This is a genomic window from Gammaproteobacteria bacterium (assembly GCA_009845905.1).
Taxonomy (GTDB): domain Bacteria; phylum Pseudomonadota; class Gammaproteobacteria; order Steroidobacterales; family Foliamicaceae; genus Foliamicus.
In genome coordinates this window covers 409861-430445 of the sequence record VXYS01000004.1, presented here as the reverse complement: position 1 = coordinate 430445, position 20585 = coordinate 409861, and the positions used below count along the sequence as shown (strand labels likewise).

Genomic DNA, 20585 nt, shown 5'->3' with positions numbered 1-20585 from the left:
TGATTCATGCCGGCTTGCCGGTTCATGCCGTACTGGTGCCTTCGGCTTTCAGCATGGCCTGCAGCCGCCGGTTGATTTCCCGCTGCTTTTCCAGTGATACGTCGAACTTCGATGCCACCCACAGCACCAGGAAGCACCCCAGAACGCAGAATCCGGCGGAGAAATACGCCAGCGCTTCCACTTTTTCCCAGGGGACCGAGCCCACCGGCGCGCCCGCCGGAAAGCCGATGATATCGAGGTAAATTCCGGTCAACAACACCATGACCGCGCCGGCGGTCTTGATGGCGAAACTCCCGAACCCGCTGATCAGCGCCTGCTGGCGCTTGCCGGTGTTGACTTCGTGCTCGTCGGCCACATCGGAGCCCAGCGATGCGATGGCCACAAGGTATACGCCCAGCAATACGCCCGCCGCCATGAACATGCCGATGAGCGCAAAGGCCAGTTCCCGGGACGCCGGCGGCGGCAGCACTCCGAATACCGGCAGCAGCACCGCCAGCGCCGTCAGGCCGGTGTATCCGGACATGCCCACCGCAATACAACGCTTGCGGTCCAGCGTCTTGACCGCGAACGGCAGGACGATCGCCCCGGTGGCGGCGCCGATGGCCTGGGCCGAGGCCAGCCACCCGGTCAGGTCGGCGGGCGTTTGCCACAGATAGGTGATCAGGTGCACCCGCAGCACCGAGATGGAACTGATGGCGAAGAACACCACGATGGCCAGCAATAGCGAACGGCGCACATTCGGCGTCACGGTCATGGCCGAGATGACGGCCTTGAGGGCCGCGACGGGCCCGATGCGCGGCTTCGGCCTCGGCGGCTCCAGCCGTTCGATCCCCACGACGGGTTTGAGCGTTCCGGCGATGTTGATCACCATCGCAATGACTGCGACCGTGGCGAATGCGGCGGCGAAGGGCGGGTAGTTGGCCGGGTCCAGTTGTCCCCGCGAATAGGTAGCGCTTTCCAGGAAGAAGTAGCCGAAGGCCAGCAGCGGCAGGCCGATGCGGGCTCCCTGCATCCCGACGGTGCCGAAAGCCTTGATTCTCGGACGCATGGTTATATCGCGACTGAGCTCGGCGCCGACGGCCTTGTACGGCACATGAAACAAGGTAATGAACAGCCGGTTGAGAACGGCGAAGAGCAACAGCCACAGGAACAGTCCGCTCTGACCGAGCCCTTCCGGCGGCACGAACAGCGCGTAGAAGCAAAACCCGAAAGGCACGACGGCAAACATCATCAGGGTGTGCCGGCGTCCGTACTTCCAGCCCTGGGCGCGGTCGGACAGAAAGCCCACGTAAGGATCGGATACGGCATCGACGATGAGCGCAATCAGAATTGCGATGCCCGTCAGGGTGCCCGAAAGTCCATGCACCTGGGCATAGAGAAACAGGACGAAGGCGTTCCAGGACCAGTTCTTGATGCTGTCGGGGATGTTGCCGACCCCGAAGGCCGCCATCGTGTGCAGCGGCGTCTTCAGCTCAAGCTGGTTGGCCCCGGAAGGGCCGGGAACGCCGGGTGCGCTCACGCCTTGCCGTCCTCGCCGATCCACTCCTTCATTTCGGGTCGGTAGTGATGCAATTGCTCCAGGTACTCCGGCGGCAGGCTCTCGACGTCGCGCGCCTTGTGCCCCGACGCGTGCCAGACGGCAATGCCCGCATCCGCCGGCATCTGCATCCAGCGCTGAAACGGCGCGACGAAGGTGGAATTGAACCGGGTCTCGAGGCGCGGCGCGGCGAAATCGGCCGCCGCCGTCCGGCTCAGAAAGCCGGTCGCGAACTCCTTCATCGGGATCGGCCGCCCTTCGGGACGGTCCTTGTAGCCGTTGTGCATCGCGTAGTCGCCCTGGGCGGTCCAGAGCAGATGGATGACCGCCTCGAACCCCGAGTTCTCGTCCCTTTCGACGATGCCGCGTTCATCGTGGAACACGATCCGCTGGGCGCCGGAGATATTGGGTTCGACGGTAATTTCCTCGCCCGTGATCGGGTTGCGCCAAGGCTTGCCGCTCATTACTTCGTTGCTTGTCGGGTCCTTGAACAGCGTGAAGATCCGGTACTGGAACTGGTATTCGCCGCCGCCGAGATCGACGATGCGCTTCATCTCGCAGCCTTCCAGGCGGAACAGCAGTTCGGGATCGCGGTCTTCGTAGATGGCCAGGTAGGCGCCCCGCCACCACTGCGGCGAGATCCGCCCCGAAAGGTCGCCCATGGAGCGCAGGAAGTTATGGAAGGTCTTCTGCGGGTCCAGCATCCACGGGTCCTTGAGGTCCGGCGAATCCTCGTGGTCTTCCGCGAAACCCGTCTCCGGCAGGAACCCCGCGATTCCCGGCAACAGCCCCAGCCCGGCCGCGCCCAGCAGCCCGCGCCGATTCATCGAAGTAGTGTCAAATTTGTTCATACATCCCCTCTAATCCGGCAAACGCCCCATCGCCTTGAGCCGCTGCGCGAACCGCGAAGGCTCGCTGTCGAATTCGGGCGACTGTTCGAATCGGTCGCCCAGGTCGGCGTGCGCGGCGGCAAGGTAGTCCTCGTCAAGGTCCTCAAGGGACGTGATCTTATAACCCTGCACGTGCCACAGCAGGTGGCCGGGACGGTCCGCCATCTCCATCCAAGGGAAAAAGGGCATCAGGACGTGGCCGGCGAAGTTGGCCGGCACGGTGCTGCGGTCCGGGTCGGCCAGGTCGGCGCTGCGCGCGAACATGCTGAGCTTCGATCCCGCCGGCGGGCGAATGAACTCGTCCGGCCACCGGTTCTCGCCCTGGAACGACACGGTATCGCCGACCTGCCGGATCACTACGTCGAAATCCGACTCCGCGTAGAACTCCGGGTAGGCCCTGCGCATGACGCGATAGACCACGCCGCGCGGCGAAATCTCCCGTCCCTCGGTCATGCGGCTGATGTTCGGCCTGACCGCGTTGCGCACGCCCGTGAAAGGGTTGTCGAACTCGCGCATCACCTGGTCGCTTTCGAAATCGCAGTAGTAGCTGACCAGGCTGTCGAAGCTCAGGAATTCCGTATCCGATAGCGGCCGGATCCACTGCTGCTCGCAGCCCTTGACCCGCACGGCCGGCACGAGCCGGTCGGGCGGCAGAAAGGCATAGACCTCGGCGCGCGTGGCCCAGATCACCCGCCCGGCGTCCAGCCGCCCGCTGGTCTTGACGAAAGCCCGTACGCGCGATCCGGGGTCGTCGAGATCGAGCGCGGCCTCCCCTGGGAGCGAGGACGTCCCGTCCTCGTGGAGGGCGAGACGCCCTCCCGCCCGGGCGGCCTCGTAGGCATCCGAATCCGCGCCCCAGCCGGCCGCGAGCACGGCGCTGCCGCCCAGCATGCCAAGCAGTTGCCTTCGATGCATCAAACATTCCGCGTTCATAGGGCGCTCAAGTTTACGGGACACCTTTCAGCCCCGGGCGTACACTTTGACTCCATGACGCGACGCATCAGCCGGCGAGACGCGCTCAAGGGTCTGGGCGCGACCGCGGTTGCGCCGGCGATCGGCTGGCCCAACGCCGTGCGCGCCACTACGCAGTCGGACGTTGTCGTGATCGGCGCCGGGCTCTCCGGCCTCTACGCGGCCTCGCTGCTGGCCGAAGAGGGCGCCAGCGTCACCGTGCTGGAGGCGCAGGACCGCCTGGGCGGGCGCCTGGAGAGCTTCTACGATCTGCCGGGAGCGCCGGAAGCGGGCGGCGACAGCATTCTCGGCGGGTATGCGCGCGTGCAGGCTACTGCCCAGGGGCTGGGCCTGCGCCTGATCGACCATTCGTCGAAAAGCGGCCTGTCGAAACCGGAAATCGCGCTGAACGGCGAGATCATTCCGCGCGCCGCGTGGCCGGAGCACCCGCTGAACCTGCTGCCGGCCGGTTCGAAGAGCGAGTTTCCCGGCCGGCGATTCTTCGAGAAGGTCGTCACGGCCAATAATCCCCTGACCGGCCACGACGAGTGGCTGCTGCCGGAAAGCGCCGCGCTGGACGAGTCGGTTTACGAGTTCCTGAAATCGGTGGGCTGGAGCGACGCCACGATCGCGCAGAACTACGAAACCAACATCGGCCGCGGCACATCCGCCCACGACTGTTCGATATTGACCTGGTATTTCCGCGTCGCCTGGAACGAAGTGCAGCGGCAACTGGGCAGGCTGTTCGCAAAGGTCGACGGCGGCAATCAGCGGCTTCCCGAGGCCATGGCGGCCGCGTTGCCGGGCGACGTGCTGCTGGAACGGCGTGTCGCCGGGATCGCGCAGGACCGCGCGGGAGTCGAAGTCCTGACCGACAACGGCGAGCGCCACCTGGCGCGCCAGGCGATCTGCACGCTGCCGGTCGCCCCGCTCAGATGGGTCGGCTTCGACCCGGGCCTTCCGCCGGTGCTCGCGCGCGCCACGAAAACGCTGCCCTCGATGATGATCACCAAGATCGTCCTGCAAGCCGCGCAGCCCTTCTGGGAAGACGACGGCCTGGACCCCGCCATGTGGACCGACACGCCGCTGGGCGATGTGCGAGCGCTGCGCCAGTCGGCCGACAGCCCCGAAATCACCGGGCTGATCGCCCGCGTTCGCGGCTTCAACGCCCAAAGGCTGGACCGTCTCGGCGAGTCCGCCGCGCGCGCCCTCGTGGTGAGCGAATACGAGCGCCTCCGGCCCGCGGCGCGCGGCAAGCTCAAGGCCGTCGGCTACAAGAGCTGGACCATGGACCCGCATGCCGGCGGCGCCTGGACCGAGTGGCGCCCCGGACAGATCCACGCCTACCTGCCGGCCTTCTCCGAGGCGCACGGCCGGGTGCGCTTTTGCGGCGAGCACACCGCCATGTCCAACCGCGGCATGGAAGCCGCCATGGAATCCGCCGAGCGCGCCGCGATCGGCGCACTGCTGGAACTATAGAGCCCGGCCCGGTTGCGGGCTGCGGCCGCCCTCGGCCCAGCGCATCGCGGCGAAGGTCGCCGCTCCGCACAGCGCGTACGCCGCCGTCAGCGAATTGAGCGTTCCGTCGAATCTGTAGGCCACGAAGGCCCCGAACGGCATCGACACCATCGTGGGCAACGAGGTGACCACGGTGGCGCCAATGCCGGCGATGTGGCCTAGCGGTCTCATCGCGAGCGCGCTTAGATTGCCGAACAGCAGGCCCGCCCAGACGAAAACGCACAACTGGTATGTCATGAACAGCCAGAAGGGCGGCACGCCGTCCAGCGCGACGGTGAGCGCCCACGCCACCGCCGCTGCAATCGTGAAGGCGATGATGGCCGTCCTGGAGAGCCGGCGCATCCCGTACTTCAGCACCAGCCGCCCGTTCACGAACGACATGCAGGCGATGACGAGCGCCAGCGAGCCGAAGTAGAAGGGAAACAGCGCGCCCGTGTCATAGACGTCCTGGTAGATCTGCTGGGCGGCGCTGATGTAGGCGAGAAACGGCGTGAACAGGAGGCCGGTGGCCAGGGTGTAGCCGAGCGCGGACCGGATCTTCACGACCTCCATTGCGGCGCGGCCGATGGCCGGCAGCGACATCGGCAGCCGGCGCGCGGCAGGCAGGGTTTCCGGCTGCCGTACCGCAAACCAGACGAAGGCAACCACGGCAATGCCGAAGAACGTCGCGAATATGGCCCGCCAGCCGGCCAGCCACTCGATCCCCTGTCCCAGCGCCGGGGCGATCGTGGGCGCAAGGATGAACAGCGACGTCGCAAAGGACATCAGCCGCGCCATCTGGCGGCCTTCATACTGATCGCGGACCAGCGCCATCGTGACGACGCGGGGTCCCGCCACGCCGATGCCCTGCAGGACCCGGCCCACGATCATCACCTCGAAGGTGCGCGCGAAAACGCTCATCAACGATCCGGCCATGAACAGGATCAGGCCCAGGTGAATGGCCGGCTTGCGCCCGACGCGGTCCGACAGCGGCCCGAAGAAAAACTGACCGCCGGCCAGACCCAGGAAAACCGCCGCGATCACGAACTGCACGTCGTTGCGGTTCACCACCCCGAGGTCCTCGCCGATGGCCGGCAGCGCCGGCAGCATCCCGTCGATCGCCAGCGCGCCCAGCGAAATCAAAAGCGCGATGAGCGGAACGAACTCGCCCGTGCGAAGGGCAGGGGTGGCGGCAGGCTGGGTCATTCCGGATTCGCAGGGTTACGGGCCTTTACAACCCCAAGCCGCGCACCATAGCATCTTCCCGAGACCGGGGACCAATGCGATCAAGGGGGAACGCCATGCCCGATGAGTCCACGATTAACCGCCGCCACGTTCTGGGAGGACTGGCCGCCACCGGTGCGGCCGGCTTCGTTTCTTCCGCGCAAGCCGACGCCGAGCCGGCGCGCCTGCGCATGGGCGTGTCCGTGCCGCCGCCGATCCTCGGGCCGCGCATGAACTTCGAGCAGGCCGACAAGGTCATGGCCGAGCTGGGGCTAGACGCCATCGTCCTGGGGGGCGCCAGGAACCTCTATCACGCTACCGGGCTCGATCTGACCTCGCCCAGGATGGGCCATACGCCCGGGGTCTATGCAGTCATCACGCGCAAGCAGGGCCAGCGCCTTTCGTTGATCGCGCCGACCTTCCTCTACTACTACACCATCGCCATGGACCACCGGCACTCTGACTTCCCGGCGTATCTCTATGCGGCCCCGGGGGCGGATGAGGCCGAAGACGCGGAGCTGGGCCTGGACCAACTGCCGCTGTATCCGGACCTCGAGCACGAGCCGCTGGATTTCATCGAGACCACGCGACTCAGCATCGTCGAGCGCGCCGTGCGTTCCGAAGCCGCCCGGCCGAACCTCAAGTACGCGCTGGCCAACGCCTTGAAAGAAACCGGCGTGGCCGGCGGGCGCGTCGCCGCCGACGTGCAGCCGGTGATCCGCAACGTCACGGAGGCGGCGCCCGACGCCACCGTCGTCAGCGCCGACGATGCGCTAAGGCGCATCCGCCCGGTCAAGTCCGACGTCGAGATCCAGCTCATGCGCTACGCTGCCCAGGCCAACGCCGAAGCCGCGTTGCAGGCGGCCTCCACCGTGCGCGCCGGCGCCGACGTGCGCGAACTGCGCGCCACGTTCTTCGCCGCTGCCGCCGCACGCGGCATGCGCGGCGTGTTCATGGTGATCGACCGCGTCAGCTCGCCCACCTACTCGGCCACGCTGCGCGACGGCCAGTGCTTCTCCATCGACTGCGTGAGCGAATACATGGGCTATCACGGCGACTTCGCCCGAGCGATCTACATAGGCGAGCCGGTGAAGAGTATGCGGAAGGTGTCCGAACTCACGGCCCGGTCCTGGGACCACGTGCGCGAGAACCTCAAGCCCGGCGTGAAGTTCTCGGAAGTGCGAAGTATGGGCCAGGAGGCGCTGCGCAAGATGGGCGCCGACTTCTCCATTTCGTTCAGCCCGCACTCGGTGGGCCTCTACCACACCGACCACGTGGGCACGATGGGATCGCCGCCGCGCGAGGACATCGTGCTCGAGCCGCGCATGGTCCTTAGCGTGGACTGCCCCATGGGCGCCACCGGCATGGGCGGCTCGTCGCATCTCGAGGATCTCATGCTGATCACCGAAGACGGCGCCGAACCCATCAACACCATCGGCACGAATGTCGTGCAGGTATAGCTTATGAACAAACTGATCCGATATGCCGCCATTGCCATTGCGGCCACGATGCTGTCCTCGTGCGGCGATGCGCCCCAGGAGTCCGAAGACGTTACCGACGACGCAGCCGCGTCCGGTGCCCCGGAATCGTCTGCCGCCGATTGGTCGGGTCCTTCAGAACGCTCCCTTGTTGAATCCCTGGTTGCCGGCGAGGTTGCGCTTGGGGCGATGGCGCCCGAAGAAACGCTCGCCGTTGCTGCCGCTGCCGCAATCGCGGCCACGGCACCGGCCGGTGATGATGGCGCCGAAAACGGTGCGGACCTGGAATCCGCGATGGCGGCCCTTTCCGAAGCGGCGCCGGAAGAACTCGCTGCGCTCATGGCCGTAGCCGAGAGCCTGCGGGCCATCGCCCCGGCTGAAATCGAGGCGACGGCGGCAGCCGAGCAAGCCCTCTCCACCAGGGCGCCGGCCGAATTCATTGCCTACACGCGAGACCTGATCGCGCTTTCCGCTGCAGCGCCTGAGGAGGCAGCGGAAGCCAATATGGCCGAAGTGGCGCTCGCCGCGGCAGCACCGGAAGAATACTCGGCCTACACCGCTGCCTACGCGGCTTCAGCGGCCTCGGACGATGAGGCAGACAGGGCCGCACTCGAAACCGCGACCTCCGCACTGGCGGCTGCCGCCCCGCTCAAGAACGCCGCCCTGACCGATGCAAACGCAAGCCTCTCAAGCGCAGCGCCCGAACAGTACGCCGCCCGCGACGCCGCTGAAATCGTAATGGCAGCTTCCGCTCCGGAAGAATACGCCGCCCTCCACGCCGGCCTGGCCCGACTCGCCGCAGCCTCCTCCCAAGCGCCCGGCGACTGAACTATCGCGCCAGACAGGCGAGCAACCGGGGTGGTGTGGGTCTAGTCAGCCTCCGCGGACGGATCGATCACGCTGACGCCTGTCGGCTTAAAGTGACGCACGTTGCACGTTACGACGGACAGCCCATGTTCAAGGGCTGTGGCGGCGACGAGCAGATCGACACTGTCGTTGCCAATCCTGGCGGATAGTTGACCCCATCTCCGCGCGGTGGCCAGATTCACACCCAGAATCTGTTCGCCGTACAGCTTGATGACACTGTCCAGCCACAGAGCAAGCGACTGCGCGAAGTCCGGGTTTGAGCGCTCTTGACGAATGATCCCCCGTTCGATTTCGCCGATAGACACAACGCTCAAATACAAATCCCCCGCTCTTTGCCTCGACATCCAGCGAGCGGTCCGCGGGTGGCGCTCCCGCCTGCGCAATGCTGAGAGGACATCCGTGTCGATCAGAAACATCAGAAATTGAGCGATCTGGCAGGTAAACGAAGGCGATCAAACTCCTCGCCGTCCTGAGGTATCGCGAGCAGCAGGTCGGCAAAGCTGGGCGCGGCCGCCTTTTCCATATGGCACAGGCGCTCGTACTCGTCCACGGCAAGCACTACGACCGCCGGTTTGCCGCGCCGGGTTACCTGCTGCGGATCGCCGGAAAGCGCGGCGTCAACAACGGCGCTAAACCGATTCTTGGCGTCTTGAAGCGGCCACTTGACCATGAGGATTTCTCCATCCGTCTAATCTGGCTAGCTTATTCATCTAGACAGATAGAGTCAAGCCTTTACGGCAGCGAAACGTTGCGTGACGGGTTTAGCATGGGAGTAATAACGCACCAGGAGTAGCGGCATGGGTTATATCGACGGTTTCGTGATGGCGGTTCCGGCTGCCAACAAGCAGGCGTTCCTCGACCACGCGCGCGGCATCGACGGCCTTTTCCTGGAGCTCGGCGCCACCCGCGTGGTCGAATGCTGGGGCGACGACGTGCCCGACGGCAAGCACACGGACTTCCGCAAGGCGGTCAAAGCGAAAGACGACGAAACGGTCGCCTTTTCCTGGGTCGAGTGGCCCGACAAGGCCACCCGCGACGAGGCTATGGAGCGAATGCACGACCTTGCAAAGACCGACCCCCGGTTCGACATGGAGAAGAACCCTGTCCCGTTCGACGGCATGCGGATGATCTTCGGCGGATTCGAGTCGATCTACGAGATTTGAGCCGGGAGCGACTGATTTCCGGCGTATGCGGGTGATTCTGGACTTGCGTTTGCCGCCGCCTGGTGATATATACCACTGATATATATCACTGGCTGAAGGAACTTCCCGATGTCCGACACCGCCAAAATTTTCTGGTCCGGGCGCTCCCAGGCCGTGCGGCTGCCCAAGGAATTTCGCATGAACGGCGATGCAGTGCGGATCCGCAGGCAGGGCTCCGCGGTAATACTCGAGCCTTTGGTGTCCGATTGGGAGTGGCTGGATGAAATCGCCGGCAAGTTCTCAAGCGACTTCTTCGCTGCGGGGCGCGATCAACCCGAACTCCCCGATCAGCCGGAACTCGAGGGTGCTTTCGAGTGATGCGCTATCTGCTTGACACCAATGCCTGCATCGCACTCCTCAACAACTCTTCACCACCGCTTCTCGCAAGGCTGCGCCGCCATAAGCCGGAGGAAGTCGGCCTGCCGGCACCGGTCGCGTACGAGCTCTACTACGGCGCCTGGAAGAGCAGGCACGCGAATCAAAACCTGGAGTTGCTGGATCGAATCGGTTTCGAGGTTGTCTCCTTCGACGCGTCCGACGCCCGGACGGCCGGCGCCATCCGAAGTGAACTTGAAGCGGCGGGGCGCCCGATAGGCCCGTATGACCTGCTGATTGCGGGACAGGCCCGCGCCCGCAAAATGGTGCTGGTAACGGCCAACAGCCGGGAATTCCAGCGCGTGAAGGGACTCGAATGCGAAGACTGGTCGGTTACGCCCCGGCGTTCGGCATGACGGCTAAGCGCAACTGTTTCAGTCCAGGTTCCTGGCGACCCGCAGTCCCAGATTGAAATTGCGGAATTCGCCCAGCAGCAGTTTGTCGCTTTCGGGCAGAAATTCCAGAGCGCCGAAAAAGCGGACCGCGGAACGGCTGAGATAAGCGGGCGCGCTCAGGCTGCCGCCTTTTACCACGCGGGTCGCGCACTCATCCGACAGCCGCGGCGCGCCGTCGCTCGGCGCTCCAACGAAGCTGTCGTGATAGCAGTCTTCGGTCCATTCCCAGACGTTCCCGTGCACGTCATGCAGCCCGAATGCGTTGGGCGCATAGGACCCGACCGGAGCGGACTGCACGCCATAGCCGTCGTCGCAGTTCACGTATTGCCAGTTCGACCCCTGGGTAACCGGCTCGGCGGACAGGTCCGGAACGTTCGCGTAGCCGCAAATCCCTTCCTCGCTGTCCCCGAAGGAATAGCGCGTCGTGGTTCCGGCGCGGGCCATGTATTCCCACTCTGACTCGGAAAGGAACCGGTACGGCTTGCCGGTGGTGCGGCCCAGCCATTCGATATAGGCCCTGGCGTCGTTCCAGGAAATACAGACCACCGGGTGGTCGTCAGCCTGCGGAAAATTCGGGTCCTGCCAGTTCTTCCCCTGAACTACGCTTCCCCCGTCGACGCCGGCCCAGACCACGCAGGCATCTCCCGAATCATGCCCCGTCTCATCGACGAATCTCGCGTACTGGCCGACGGTGACTTCGAATCGCGACACCGCCATCGGTTTCGAAATGGTCACCTGCCTTTGCGGGCCCTCGTGCGCCATCCTGCCGGCCTCGGAGTCCGGCGACCCCATGAGAAAGCGCCCCGGCGGAACGACGACCATCTCCGGACAGTCCTCGCAGTCCCTGAACGTGGCGCCCGGCTCCGCAAGATCCGTCTGCCCGGCGCCCGATTCCGGCGCCATTGCAACAGCGATCAATAGCAGAAGAAAAACCTTCAAAATTTCCTGCACCTTTACAACACCAAGTCCGGCACGATAGCATTTTCCCCGATGGGTGGGCAGGAACTCTCGCAATTGGCCGGCAGGCTGTCCAAGTATTGCCGTGCAAAGCTGGGCCGCGCGCTGTGGGAACTCTCCGTTTCCGGGTTCCTGTTCCTGAGTTGCTGGCTGGGGGCGTTGATCGGCGTCGCTTACGTGCATTGGCTGTTTGCGCTTCTCTCCATACCGTCGGGCGTTTTCCTGGTGCGCCTGTTCATGATCCAGCACGACTGCGGCCACGGCTCGTTCTTCCGTACCCGCAAGTGGAACAACCGGGTGGGCCGCGTCATCGGGGTACTTTGCTGGACGCCGTATGCCTACTGGCGCCGGCTGCACGACGGCCATCACGCCACGTCGGGAAACCTGGACATGCGCGGCACGGGCGACATCTCCACGCTCACGGTCAGCGAATACCGGAGCCTGACGCCGTGGCGGCAGTTTCTCTATCGCGTCTACCGGCACCCGGCCGTGCTGTTCGGACTTGGCCCTACCTACATCTTCGTCCTGAAACACCGCATGCCGCTTGAACTGATCCGCGACCTCAAGGACGGTTGGATCAGCGTAATGAGCACCAATGCCGCGATCCTCGCCATCGCCATTGCCGCGTCGCTGGTCGTGGGCGCGCTAACCTTTGTCGTCGTGCATCTCGCGACGGTCTTGTTCGCCGGCACGATCGGCGTGTGGCTGTTCTACGTGCAGCACCAGTTCCAGGAAACGGAATGGGACGGCCAGGAAGAGTGGGATTTCCGCCGACAGGCGCTGGAGGGCAGTTCGTTCTACGACCTGCCCGCGCCGCTGCGCTGGCTCACCGCCAACATCGGCATCCACCACGTTCATCATCTGAGAAGCCGCATTCCCAGTTACCGCCTCTACGAGTGCCTGAAGGACATCCCCGAACTGCGCCAAGTCAACCGCCTGACGATGTGGGAGAGCTTCAAGTGCGTGCCCCTGGCGCTATGGGACGACCGGCAGCGCAAGCTGGTCTCGTTCCGGAGCCTGCGGGCGATGGCGGCGACGAACTAGCAAGAAGGTGCCCCAGCGCGGGGCGGACCATAATGCGAAGCGCAACTTTCGGCACCCTGGTCCTGTTGTTGGCCGCGTGCTCGCCCGACGCCATCGAGAATCAGGACGCTGATGGCGCTGGGCCTCCAAGCGAGGCGGTGTATGACGGCGTTCTTTTCAGGCGCGGCAATATCGTGGTTTCGGACCTGGAGCGGGCGTACACGCTCTGGATCGATCTGTTCGGGATGGAGATCGATACCGAGAATACGCCGGACTCCGATTCATTGTCTTACGACCTTTTCAATGTTCCCAACACGGCCCCCACGCGGTTCGCGACGCTGAACGCAGGGTCGGAGCAGTCGCGCACGCTGGGGATCTACGAAGTGCCCGGGCTGCTGCCGGACGAGCAGGACCGCATCCGCCGGGGCGCCGTGGTGATCAACGCGAATGGCCGGCTGGACGCGATCCGGGCCGCCTTGCCCGGCCTGGACCTGAGCATGCTGCGCGAGAAAACGCTAATTACGGTCGATCAGGAGGTTGGAATCGAAACGGGGTTCCACGATTGGGACGGCAACCTCATCGTCCTGTACGAACTGGAGGGCGCGCAGAGCCCCTGAACGCCGATCCCGCCGGCTAGTCTTCCAGCGTCAGGGCCACGCGAAAGCCGATCAGCTGGCTGTGGTAGTAGTAGTGGTCGTTGGATTGGGCGGCGGCGCGCACCCAGTCGGTGCCGGAGACCCATGCTCCGCCCCTCGGCACGCGCCACTCGCACCGGCCGTCGTCTTCCTCGAGCCACGCACGGCCATCGGTGGGCACGCCCGTCATGTCGTCATGGGTGCAGTCTTCCGTCCACTCCCAGGCATTTCCCAGCATGTCGTACAGCCCCCAGGGATTGGGCTTGAACGAGCCGACGGGCGCGGTCCGCTCGTAGCCGTCGTCGCAAGCGAAAACCGGCGCGTAGTCGTACAGCCGGCGAAATGTATCGTCCGCCACGTTCGCGTATTCGCAGGCGTCGCTGTTCGTCGTGCCCCAGAACCACGGCCCACGCGTGCCGGCGCGCGTGGCGTACTCGAACTCCGTTGAAGACAGCATCCGGTACGGTCTGCCCGTAGCTTCCGCAAGCCAGGCGACATAGGCGGCCGCATCTTCGACGCTCAGGCAGATTGCCGGATGATCTTCGCGCTGGTCGTGGCCGGGCGTGTCCCAGTTGTGATCGAGGACGTAGCCGATCACGCGGTCATGGGTCCACGTGTTGCAGCCCACGCGGGGCTCCTGGTAGGTGGTTTGGTAACCCGTTGCTTCGACGAAGGTGCGGAACTGCGCCCGCGTGGTCTCGTATTTCGAAACGGCCAGCTTGTACACGATGCTGACCTCGCGAGTGAAGCCTTCGTTTCCCTTGCGGTCCTGGTCCCAGGGCTCCGAGCCGAGCACAGCCGTCCCCGATGGAATGACCATCATTTCGGGGCAGTGGTCGCAGTCCTGAAACGCCTCGCCGACGTCCTGAGCGCCTGCCTGCGCTGCCGAAAAACACATAGCCACCGCAAGAAACGCGCCTGTGAATCGCATGTTTACCTCCATTGAGTACCCCAACCGCTCTATTCCGGAAGTTGGATTTTGCCGTATTTCTGCTAGGGAACCGACGCCAGGAAGGAATCGATGGCGGCCAAAGCGTCGGGCTCGTTGAGCCAGGGTGCGTGGCCGCGGTTGGCGACTGTGCAGGTGACCAGGGGCGGGACCCGCTCCGCCATTTCGACGAGCGTCTCGGGAGCCAACAGGTCCGAGGTCTCGCCGCGCAGGGCGAGCAGGGGGAACTTCCCGAGTTTCTCGAACAGGCCCCAGGGGTCCGCGGGCGAGCCGCCGAGCTCCTGGAACGCCTTGCCGATATTGGGATCGGATTTCAGGACCGGCTTGCCGTCGGCGCCGATGCGGTAGGTGCGCCCGGCAATCAGGTCCCAGGTGGCGGCATCGGCGTCGGGAAAGGCGACTTCGAACATGATTTTCGTGTTGGCGATCGCGTCGTCCCAGTTCTCCGCCGGCTTCAGCTTGCCGACGTACTGGGCGATCCTCAGAATGCCGACCATCGAGACTTCCGGACCGATGTCGTTGATGATGGCGCCCGCGAACAGCTCCGGCGCCTGCTCGGCCAGGACCATCGTCACGATGCCGCCCAGCGAGGTACCGCAGAAGACCGCCGACTCGATTCCCTGGTGGTCCAGCCACTCGACGACATCGTTCGCATACGTGGTCGGAAAGTAGTTGCGGTAGTCCGGGTCGAAATCGGAACGGCCCCTTCCCCGGAAGTCGAGGGCCAGGACGCGCCGGGAAGGCCTGAGGTGCCCGGCGAGTTCCACGAAGTCCTCGCTGTTGCGGGTGAGACCGTGCAGGCACACCACCGGCGCCAGCCCAGAGTCAGTTGAGGCGGGAGAGTCGCGATAAAAGAACTTCAGACCGCAACGGCTCTCGTAGAAATGCCCGTTCATGAACCCGACAACCTCATGATCCGGCGCGCCACTTCGAAGGCGAGACCCGGTTCCAGCGGATGAACGCGCGCCGAAAGCTCCGCTCGTCCGAATAGTCGAGCTCTTCGGCGACTTCGCCGGCGAGGAGATCCTGGGACAACAATCGCTTTGCGCGCGCGTTCAGGGCCATGCGCCTGACTTCCTGAAACGACGTGTTCGACTCCGCCAGGCGGCGCCGCAAGGTCCTGGCGCTGAGGTTGAGCTGCATTGCCAGCTCATTGGCGGACACGGTCTGCGTCAGGATCAGGTCGACGACCCGGTCCACGATCGGCACGTTCGCGGGCGAAACCCTGAGATTGCTCTCGATCAGCCGGGCCACTTCTCCGAAGATCGCGTTCGGCCGGGGCAGGTCGGCAGGCCGCAGCTTCACCGGCAGGGCGGCGACGGAGTAGTCGTAGATCAGCGCGTAATTCCTGCTTCCGTAGGCGATCGGGACGCCCCAGTAGGCGAGCTGGTTGAGCCGGTTGCCCGCGTGTTCGCGCGATTTTCCCAGGCGCCGTTTGGTCGTGACCTTCAACAGGTAGGAATCGATTTCGGCGCCCGCGCAAATGCCGTATAGCGTGTGCATGAGGATCACGATGCACTCGAGAAAACTGTGCAACTGGCGGGCTGTCAACTCGAACGGGGTGGGAAAGTCCTTGTTGTCGACGGCGTAGATCAGCTTGTCGCCCTGCGTCATCACGTGGTTGTAGACGCGGCCGTGCAACAGGTTGAAGCCGTTCGCAATCTTGCGCAGCATGCCGTCGAAGCGTTTCGAGCCGGCCGCCTGCGACATCACGAAATGGAACGCGCCCGGCAACAGCGGCCGCTTCGACATCAGCACCGTCTCGTCGCTGGTCAGGTTGGCCAGTTTCCCGAGGAGCCGGAAGTAGTCGGAGACCAGGACGGGCTCCGGTTCGCCGTTCCCGCCGGGCGGCCGGCGCCGAATTTCCCGCAGCACGGCGGCCAGGTCGATGCCGCTGGTCGAGGCCGCTCTCGACAGCGGTTCGAACAGGGAATCGTCCACGAACGGAATGCCCGGACCGTTCGCCGAACGCACGGGAGGGCTGTTATTCGGCATGTCCATACAGTACCACGCCGGTGGCCACAATTGTCCCTCTCAGATGTCCTGCTTTGTCATTGCGGCCCGCCTCGGGCAATCGTCAAATACGGATTGGGGAATATTCGATTCGCTGTATATACAGCTACAAATGGAGTAATCGCACCATGTGGCCCAACAAGACAGTTCGCCGAATCCGGCCCGTTGCCCTCGCAAGCGTTGTCGCAGTCCTGGCATTTTTCGACTTCAGCAGTACCGCTCTCGCCCAGGAGGCGGCCAGCGACAGGCAGGCCAACGTAATCGACGAGATCATCGTCACGGCGCGGCGCAGGGAGGAGTCGCTGTGGAGCGTGCCCGGTTCGGTTTCGGCCTTCAGCGAGCGCCAGCTTCGCGACCTGCAGGCGACCGACATGCGCCAGGTGCAGTACGCGGTCCCGAATTTTCACTTTCAGAGAAGCGATTCCTCGAATGCCGCGGTCTATCTGCGCGGCATCGGCCAGAATGACTCCCTGCCGTTTGTCGAGCCGGGCGTGGGCGTCTATATCGATGACGTCTACGTCGCGCGCACCCAGGCCGCCTTCGTGGAACTGTTTGACATCGAGCGCGTCGAGGTCCTGCGCGGACCGCAGGGAACGCTGTACGGGCGAAACTCCCCCGGGGGCGCCGTCAAGCTGATCACCCGCGCGCCGTCCGACCAAGTTGAAGCGTTCGCGGAGGTCGGCGCCGGCAATCTCGCCACGAGGATCTACAACGGCCGCATAAGCGGACCGTTGAGCGGCGACGGCCGTTGGAAAGGCAAGATCGCCGTCTCCGGCATACAGCGCGACGGGCATTCCGAGAACGCGGTGCTCGGCGGCACCGACGGCGACACCGACACGCTGTCGTTCCGGTCCGGACTGGATTTCGAGGCGAGCGACAGCCTGAGTTTCTCACTGCGCGTCGAAGGGAAATTCGAGCGTCCGGACCGCTCGCTTACACCGATCCGGAAAACCCCGCTCACGCTGTTCGAGGACCCGGTAGGCGCTCCGTTCACCCCGAGGACCTACCTGCCGACGGAGGAAGCGTTCGGTTCGCCCTATGTCGTGGAAGGCACGGCGAACACCTTTGCCGACCTGACGACGCACGGCGCCTCGTTCAAGATCAAGTGGCAGTTCAGCGACGACTGGTACCTGGAAAGCATCACCGCCTACCGCAAGCTCTCCTGGGATTTCATCCTGGATGCCGACAGCACGCCATTTCCGGTGCTCGACATTCCCGTTTATGAAGACGACGACCAGTTTTCCACGGAGCTGCGGTTCGCGCTGGAGCGCGACAGCGGCCTGTCGTTCACGGGCGGCGTATACCTGTTCAATGACGACGACGTCGTGCTGGCGGGATTCGACGACGCGTCGGCATCGTTCCAGTTCCTCGGGTTCTATTTCCCGATCATCAGTGTCGGCGTCCCATCCGGCGGATACGGCGAAAGCGACCAGCGTACGAGCTCGATGGCCGTGTTTGCCGACATCACCTTTCCCATTACGGATACGACCAGCTTCGAGATCGGCGCGCGCTACACCAACGACGAGAAAGAGGTCACCCGGCGCGGCGAATTCTTCTTTGACCCGACGCTCTCCTTGAGCCTGGATCGGCCGCCGTTTCTGGCCGGCGCCGGGTTTCCCGGCGAGAACCTGCAGGACGAGCAGGACTGGAGCGCGGTCACCCCGCGCGCGGTGCTTTCGTACCAGCCGAACGACGGCCTCACGGTCTACGGGTCCATTTCGCGCGGCTTCAAGAGCGGCGGTTTCCCGGGGCGGACGTTTGCCAGCAGCGAGTTCAAGCCGTTCGACCCGGAGACCGTCTGGACCTACGAGGCGGGCTTAAAGGGCCGGGGCGCGGACAACCGTTTCACCTGGTCGGCAGCGTATTTCTACAACGACTACAAGGACTTGCAGTTGAACGGCTTCGGCCAGGACCCCGTGACCGGGCAGTTCGTCAGCCTGTTCACCAACGCGGCGTCGGCGAAGATTCACGGCGTGGAGGGCGTGATGTCCTACCGGCCCAACGACCGTCTTTCGATCGACGCTTCGCTCGGCTATCTGAACGCGGAATACGAGGAATTCGAGATACTCGTTCTCGGCATGCTCACCGACGTCAGCGATCGGCGCCTGCCGAATGCGCCCGAGTGGACCGGCTTCCTGGGCATGACCTGGTCGGACCAGCTCACCCCGAACGTCGCGGCGACGGTGCACGTCGATATCGCCTACAAGGGCGGCCACGCCAATGAATCGACGGACTCCCCGAACCTCGCCGTCGCCGCGGCGACCTACATCAACGCTTTCGTGTCAGTTTCGGGCGACGACGAGCGCTGGGAAGTGCGTCTGGGCGGCACCAACCTGACGGACAGGGCGCGCGCCGCGCAGAGCTTCAATACCGCGGAGTTTTCCGGCGTGGAAACGGCCTTCATGGGCATGCCTCGCCTGTACGATATTCGGCTTTTGTGGCGCTTTGACTGAAGCGCCGCAAGGCCGCGAGGGGCGAACGTGATGATTGACCGGCAGTGCGCCGAGCTGCTTGAGAATGCCCAGGGCATCCTGATGGGAATCCTGGCTTCCGAAAGCGACCCGGTCGCCATAGGCCGCAAGTACACGGCTGCGCTGATGGAGACCTTCCTCGGAGAAAGGGCCAATGACGTCGAAACGCGGGACTTCCGGATCCCGACCGGTGACAGGGAAATCCCCGCCCGCTTCTACCGGGGGAGTCGCGCCCCCGCCGATTCGAAGACGAAACTGGTGCTGTTCTTTCACGGCGGCGGCTGGAGCGTCGGCGACATGGACAGCTACGACGGATTCGTGCAGCGACTGAGCGCGGAGACCGGGGCGCACTATCTCTCGGTCGATTTTCGCCGTGCCCCGGAACACAAGTTTCCCGCCGCCCACGAGGACTGCTACGAGGCCGCGCTCTGGGCCTTCGAGAACAGCGATGCGCTGGGAATCGATCCCGAGCGGATCGGCGCCATGGGCGACAGCGCCGGCGCCGCCCTGGCGACGGCCGTTTCCTGGCAGATTGCGCGGCAGACGGACTACCGCGTGAACGCGCTCTATCTCCTTTACCCGTTCCTCGACCTGCGCGACGACCACGAAGCCTACGCATCAAGGATCTCGTTCGGCGACGGGAACTACCTGGTCGGACGGGCGGGCCTGACGGCCGCGAAGCAGTGGTACCTGGATGAGGACACCCTCACCGAAGATCCGCTGGTGTCGCCGATGTTCATCCCCGACCTTGAATCGCTGCCGCCGACCACGATCATCACCAGCGGACACGACCCGAACCTGGACGAAGGCAGGCTGTTTGCCGAGAAGCTCAGGGAAAGCGGCGTTCGTGTCAGCGCAACGCACTTCGCGTCCGCGTTCCACGGCTTCATGCCCTTCGGGGTGCTCGACGTCGCCGGCGAAAGCGTCAAGACGTTGGCAAAGGCCATTGCAGAACAATGACTTCAGAAGACATAAGACCACTCAGGTTCAGCACGACGCGCTCGATCGTCTGTGAGCCCGGCGCAATCGGCCAGCTCGGCGAAATTTGCGCCGATCTGTCCCCCGGCAAGGTGTTCCTGGTGACCGATCCCGGAATCATTGCGGCGGGACTGCACGAGGCGGCATTGGACAGCCTGTCCTCCGCGGGCCTGGCGTGTTCGGTATTTCAGGACGTCCGGGCCGACCCGCCGGAAGACATCGTGCTGAACGCGCTTGACCTCGCGCGCAACCAGAAGACCGGCACGGTAGTCGGGCTGGGCGGGGGCAGCTCGATGGACGTGGCCAAGCTGATCGCCGCGTTGTGCTATTCGTCGCAGGCGCTTTCCGACGCGTACGGAATCGGCAACCTCACCGGCGAAAGGCTGCCGCTGGTCCAGATCCCCACGACCGCCGGGACCGGTTCCGAGGTCACGCCCATATCCATCATCACGACCGGGGCCACAACCAAGGCCGCGGTCGTCGCGCCGCAACTGCTGCCCGACGTCGCATTGCTGGATCCCGAGCTCACCGTCGGCCTGCCGCCGCACGTGACCGCCGCGACCGGAATCGACGCGATGGTCCATGCGACCGAGTCCTTCACCAGCGCGATTCACAAGAATCCCTACTCGGACATGCTGGCGACGCAGGCACTGACACTGATGTCGGCCAATATCGAAACAGCCGTGCACGATGGCGGCGACTTGGCGGCGCGCACGGCCATGCTGTTCGGCTCCCTCCTGGCCGGACAGGCGTTCGCCAACTCCCCGGTCGCCGCCGTCCATGCACTCGCCTATCCGCTGGGCGGCCACTTCCACATTCCGCACGGCCTCAGCAACTCGCTGGTGTTGCCGCACGTATTGCGGTTCAACTACGAAACGGCAGCGGACCAGTACGCGACGCTTGCCGAGATCGTCATGCCAGGGGCAGGCGAGGGTAGCGCTTCCGAGTCGTTGCCCGACTACTTCGAGGCGCTTGTGGACCGGCTGAAGATGCCGTCGAAGCTCCGCGAACTGAACGTGCCCGAAGACAGCCTGCCGATGCTCGCAAGCGACGCCATGCTGCAGCAACGCCTGCTGGTCAACAATCCGCGAAAAGTGAGTGAGCAGGACGCGTTGCGGATCTACGAGGCGGCCTACTGAGCGC

The 20585-nt window shown here is 64.6% G+C and carries 21 protein-coding genes; 11 read left to right on the top strand and 10 right to left on the bottom strand.

All coding sequences use genetic code 11. The annotated features are described in order from the left end of the window. Window positions 1–22: 22 nt before the first annotated feature. The 3 genes from F4036_03480 to F4036_03470 are packed head-to-tail and all read right to left on the bottom strand — an operon-like array spanning window position 23 to window position 3360. Complete coding sequence (locus F4036_03480; protein MYK36802.1) at window positions 23–1519, bottom strand: MFS transporter; 1497 nt, start codon at window positions 1517–1519, stop codon at window positions 23–25. Further along, window positions 1516–2388, bottom strand: a complete 873-nt coding sequence (locus F4036_03475; protein ID MYK36801.1) for a DUF1838 domain-containing protein — start codon at window positions 2386–2388, stop codon at window positions 1516–1518. The genes F4036_03480 and F4036_03475 overlap by 4 nt, the downstream gene beginning before the upstream one ends. A gap of 9 nt (window positions 2389–2397) precedes the next feature. Then, window positions 2398–3360 (bottom strand): DUF1838 domain-containing protein, encoded by a 963-nt coding sequence (locus tag F4036_03470; GenBank protein ID MYK36800.1) that lies wholly within the window; start codon window positions 3358–3360, stop codon window positions 2398–2400. On the opposite strand from F4036_03470, the gene F4036_03465 reads away from it, so the two are divergent. Further along, on the top strand, window positions 3337–4857 hold the full coding sequence (locus F4036_03465; protein ID MYK36799.1) for an NAD(P)/FAD-dependent oxidoreductase: 1521 nt from the start codon (window positions 3337–3339) through the stop codon (window positions 4855–4857). The genes F4036_03470 and F4036_03465 overlap by 24 nt on opposite strands. Here F4036_03465 and F4036_03460 read toward each other — a convergent pair. Next, window positions 4852–6081, bottom strand: coding sequence for a multidrug effflux MFS transporter (locus tag F4036_03460; protein MYK36798.1), 1230 nt, complete (start codon window positions 6079–6081; stop codon window positions 4852–4854). The two genes, F4036_03465 and F4036_03460, sit on opposite strands and share 6 nt — an antisense overlap. 74 nt (window positions 6082–6155) lie before the next feature. Here F4036_03460 and F4036_03455 point away from each other — a divergent pair, with 74 nt between their 5' ends. Together F4036_03455 and F4036_03450 are read left to right on the top strand one after the other, a co-directional pair. Then, the gene (locus F4036_03455) at window positions 6156–7559 is read left to right on the top strand and encodes an aminopeptidase P family protein (protein MYK36797.1); all 1404 of its coding nucleotides are present in this window, start codon (window positions 6156–6158) and stop codon (window positions 7557–7559) included. Window positions 7560–7562: 3 nt separating this feature from the next. Then, complete coding sequence (locus F4036_03450) at window positions 7563–8405, top strand: hypothetical protein (GenBank protein MYK36796.1); 843 nt, start codon at window positions 7563–7565, stop codon at window positions 8403–8405. Window positions 8406–8446: 41 nt separating this feature from the next. On the opposite strand, the gene F4036_03445 is transcribed toward F4036_03450, so the two are convergent. Continuing rightward, window positions 8447–8860, bottom strand: coding sequence for a type II toxin-antitoxin system VapC family toxin (locus F4036_03445; GenBank protein ID MYK36795.1), 414 nt, complete (start codon window positions 8858–8860; stop codon window positions 8447–8449). Next, window positions 8860–9114 carry a type II toxin-antitoxin system Phd/YefM family antitoxin gene (locus F4036_03440; protein ID MYK36794.1) on the bottom strand — a complete coding sequence of 85 codons (255 nt, stop codon included), beginning with the start codon at window positions 9112–9114 and terminating at the stop codon, window positions 8860–8862. Before F4036_03440 ends, F4036_03445 begins: the two co-directional genes overlap by 1 nt. Window positions 9115–9241: 127 nt before the next feature. Here F4036_03440 and F4036_03435 point away from each other — a divergent pair, with 127 nt between their 5' ends. From F4036_03435 to F4036_03425, 3 genes are all read left to right on the top strand, one after another. Further along, window positions 9242–9607 carry a DUF1428 domain-containing protein gene (locus F4036_03435; protein ID MYK36793.1) on the top strand — a complete coding sequence of 122 codons (366 nt, stop codon included), beginning with the start codon at window positions 9242–9244 and terminating at the stop codon, window positions 9605–9607. 108 nt (window positions 9608–9715) lie between these two features. Beyond that, window positions 9716–9964, top strand: coding sequence for an AbrB/MazE/SpoVT family DNA-binding domain-containing protein (locus F4036_03430; GenBank protein ID MYK36792.1), 249 nt, complete (start codon window positions 9716–9718; stop codon window positions 9962–9964). Further along, window positions 9964–10377 carry a type II toxin-antitoxin system VapC family toxin gene (locus tag F4036_03425; protein ID MYK36791.1) on the top strand — a complete coding sequence of 138 codons (414 nt, stop codon included), beginning with the start codon at window positions 9964–9966 and terminating at the stop codon, window positions 10375–10377. The genes F4036_03430 and F4036_03425 overlap by 1 nt, the downstream gene beginning before the upstream one ends. Before the next feature lie 18 nt (window positions 10378–10395). Here the strand turns inward: F4036_03425 and F4036_03420 are convergent, their stop codons facing one another. Further along, window positions 10396–11556, bottom strand: a complete 1161-nt coding sequence (locus tag F4036_03420) for a formylglycine-generating enzyme family protein (GenBank protein ID MYK36790.1) — start codon at window positions 11554–11556, stop codon at window positions 10396–10398. On the opposite strand from F4036_03420, the gene F4036_03415 reads away from it, so the two are divergent. Together F4036_03415 and F4036_03410 are read left to right on the top strand one after the other, a co-directional pair. Continuing rightward, window positions 11407–12417 carry a fatty acid desaturase gene (locus tag F4036_03415; GenBank protein ID MYK36789.1) on the top strand — a complete coding sequence of 337 codons (1011 nt, stop codon included), beginning with the start codon at window positions 11407–11409 and terminating at the stop codon, window positions 12415–12417. The genes F4036_03420 and F4036_03415 overlap by 150 nt on opposite strands. A 32-nt stretch (window positions 12418–12449) precedes the next feature. Then, entirely contained in the window at window positions 12450–13013 is a 564-nt protein-coding gene (locus F4036_03410; GenBank protein MYK36788.1) for a VOC family protein, read from the top strand. Between the two features lie 16 nt (window positions 13014–13029). On the opposite strand, the gene F4036_03405 is transcribed toward F4036_03410, so the two are convergent. The 3 genes from F4036_03405 to F4036_03395 are packed head-to-tail and all read right to left on the bottom strand — an operon-like array spanning window position 13030 to window position 15981. Further along, window positions 13030–13974: a formylglycine-generating enzyme family protein gene (locus tag F4036_03405; protein ID MYK36787.1), complete on the bottom strand. Its 945-nt coding sequence runs from the start codon at window positions 13972–13974 to the stop codon at window positions 13030–13032. A 50-nt stretch (window positions 13975–14024) separates the two neighbouring features. Beyond that, complete coding sequence (locus F4036_03400; protein MYK36786.1) at window positions 14025–14876, bottom strand: alpha/beta hydrolase; 852 nt, start codon at window positions 14874–14876, stop codon at window positions 14025–14027. A 13-nt stretch (window positions 14877–14889) separates the two neighbouring features. After that, on the bottom strand, window positions 14890–15981 hold the full coding sequence (locus F4036_03395; GenBank protein ID MYK36785.1) for a helix-turn-helix transcriptional regulator: 1092 nt from the start codon (window positions 15979–15981) through the stop codon (window positions 14890–14892). A 140-nt stretch (window positions 15982–16121) separates the two neighbouring features. Here F4036_03395 and F4036_03390 point away from each other — a divergent pair, with 140 nt between their 5' ends. Genes F4036_03390 through F4036_03380 form a run of 3 tightly spaced genes read left to right on the top strand, consistent with a single transcriptional unit; the run spans window position 16122 to window position 20581 of the window. Then, window positions 16122–18446, top strand: coding sequence for a TonB-dependent receptor (locus tag F4036_03390; protein ID MYK36784.1), 2325 nt, complete (start codon window positions 16122–16124; stop codon window positions 18444–18446). Window positions 18447–18476: 30 nt separating this feature from the next. After that, window positions 18477–19424, top strand: a complete 948-nt coding sequence (locus F4036_03385; GenBank protein MYK36783.1) for an alpha/beta hydrolase — start codon at window positions 18477–18479, stop codon at window positions 19422–19424. A gap of 11 nt (window positions 19425–19435) precedes the next feature. After that, on the top strand, window positions 19436–20581 hold the full coding sequence (locus F4036_03380; protein ID MYK36782.1) for an iron-containing alcohol dehydrogenase: 1146 nt from the start codon (window positions 19436–19438) through the stop codon (window positions 20579–20581). The last annotated feature ends 4 nt before the right edge of the window (window positions 20582–20585 follow it).